This is a genomic window from Sphingomonas sp. TF3, from assembly GCF_003985085.1.
In the GTDB taxonomy this organism is placed as follows: Bacteria; Pseudomonadota; Alphaproteobacteria; order Sphingomonadales; family Sphingomonadaceae; genus Sphingomonas.
The window spans coordinates 1-842 of the sequence record NZ_RWKS01000077.1; the positions used below are offsets into that span (position 1 = coordinate 1).

At 63.8% G+C, this 842-nt stretch carries 1 protein-coding gene; it reads right to left on the minus strand.

Features of this window, described 5'->3' with window-relative positions; genetic code table 11:
• Positions 1-13: 13 nt before the first annotated feature.
• Positions 14-765, minus strand: a protein-coding gene (locus tag EJC47_RS20855) for an IS5 family transposase (RefSeq protein WP_126849596.1) whose coding sequence is annotated in 2 segments (ribosomal slippage) — positions 14-432 and positions 432-765 — 753 coding nt in all. Because the reading frame shifts where the segments join, the coding sequence is not laid out codon by codon here.
• Positions 766-842 lie beyond the last annotated feature (77 nt).

Genomic DNA, 842 nt, shown 5'->3' on the forward strand with positions numbered 1-842 from the left:
CTAGGGTCAGGACTCATAACCACCAGGTGACGGCTGCCACGAGGTAGATCGCGCCGAGGAAGTTTGTGGCGAGCTTGTCGTAGCGAGTGGCGATGCGACGATAATCCTTGAGGCGGCAGAACATGCGCTCGACCGCGTTTCGGCCTTTGTAGAGCGAGCGCGAGAAGCAGCTTTTCCAGCGCCGGTTCGCCTTGGAGGGGATGTTGGGCACGGCACCCTGGCGCTCGATCAGGTCGCGGATCGCGTTGCTGTCATATGCCTTGTCCGCCAAGACGATGGTGCGCGGCGCGAGGTCGTCGAGCAGGACATTGGCAGCACGGCAGTCGGCGACGTTGCCGCCGGTCAGCAGGAAGCGGAGCGGGCGACCTTCGCCGTCGGTGAGCGCGTGGAGCTTGCTGTTGCGGCCACCTCGGCTAATCCCGATCGCTTGGACGAGCGCCCCCCTTTTCCGCCGCCCGCCGAGCGGTGCGCCTTCATATGTGTGCTGTCGATCAGGACTTCGGCAGGCGGTCCACCCGCTGCCGCCAGCGTGACGAATATCTCTTGCCAGATGCCTTTCGCCGCCCACCGCACGAACCGGTTGTACAGCGTCTTTCTCGGACCGTAGCAGGCCGGTGCATCGACCCAGCGACCGCCCGATCTCACCACATGGATGATGCCGCTGATCACACGCCGGTCATCAACCCGCGCAACCCCTCGAACCTTGTCCGGCAGCAACGGCCGAAGCCGCTCGAACTGCTCTTCACTCAACCAGAACTCGCTCAAACCCACGCTCCTGCTGCCGCAGAGCCTGAATCACATTCGCGCCGCCAAGGGAATCCGGTTTATGGGTCCTGACCCTA